We start from the raw sequence: 1,178 nt of genomic DNA, 5'->3' as shown, positions 1-1,178 counted from the left end.
GCAGAGGGCTCACAAAGTCATTTAGATGGGGGTAGGAACTTCTGGGATTTCCGCTTGCAAAGAGCCACACTCGATAATGAAGGAAAAATCAGAGCCCTTGTTCCTCAAGTAGCAAGCTATTTGGTAATGCCTAATGCTGTATTCTCTGCTGGACTTTCTGATGTAAGCAATCAAAATACATTATTAGACAATATGCGATCATCAGCAATGAGAGCAGCAGGCAATAAAAACAAAGGCATCTTCTTCTCGGCTTATGGTAATAAGATGACATTATCTTCTCACCGTACCCCATTGCAATATGGCTATGGTGCTGATGTTCACTATGGGGCCTTACAAGCAGGCATTGCATTAGCCACATCAGAATATAAAAACATCACCGCGAATTTTGGCCTTTTAGGCACTTATGGAAAATTGGCCTTTACGCCAAAAGATATGGAAGGTGCTGATAAGAATACATTGGATAAATGGTCACTCGCTGCATATACTAGCTTCCGTCATGGCAATGGCATATACCTCAATGCATTTTTATCCTACGGAGCTTTGAAGGGAAATATCACCACAGCTCTTATCGGAAAGACTGCTGAATTAGATAACACTAATACATTTAGTGCATCAGCCACCCTTGGACAAAAACTAGCAACTAATATGAAAGATTTAGTCTTTGAACCCCAAGCACAACTTATTTATCAACATGTTGCATTTGGCACACTTTTAGATGCTGATGGCTTTAAAGTAGAGATGGGCCCCCATCATCAATGGTTGGTACGTCTTGGTGGACGTTTAACACAAAAGACACTTTCTACTGAAAAAGATTGCACTGTTTCTTTCTATGGTAAACTCAACGTTATAAAAGATTTTAGTGACAATCACACTATACAGATTGGTGATACTTTCCATCTTGATTCTATGGGAACGGCCCTTGAAGGTGGAGTTGGTATGAATGCAGAGTTATCAAAAAATATCACCCTTCATGCTGATGTAAATTACCAACAAAAACTTCAAAAAGCGGGTATCTCTGGAATAAATGTTTCTGGGGGAATGCGTTACCGCTTTTAAGAATCTCTGTTCTTGATTTTAAAAATAAATGCAGCGCTGAAATATCAACAGCGCTGTTTAATTTATGTGAGTTACAAAAAGTGCAATGCGTTGAAAGGTTTTAAATTTTTATCAAAAAGAAA

The 1,178-nt window shown here is 38.7% G+C and carries 1 protein-coding gene; it reads left to right on the top strand.

Features of this window, described 5'->3' with window-relative positions; genetic code table 11:
- Positions 1-1,056, top strand: a 1,056-nt coding sequence (locus BN202_RS08820) for an autotransporter outer membrane beta-barrel domain-containing protein (RefSeq protein WP_019220284.1), incomplete at its 5' end; no start/stop codon positions are given.
- Between the last annotated feature and the right edge of the window lie 122 nt (positions 1,057-1,178).

Origin of the sequence: Bartonella florencae, from assembly GCF_000312525.1 — a bacterium.
GTDB lineage: Bacteria > Pseudomonadota > Alphaproteobacteria > Rhizobiales > Rhizobiaceae > Bartonella > Bartonella florencae.
Note: the sequence above shows the minus strand (reverse complement) of the source record. Positions and strands in the feature narration are given on the sequence as shown.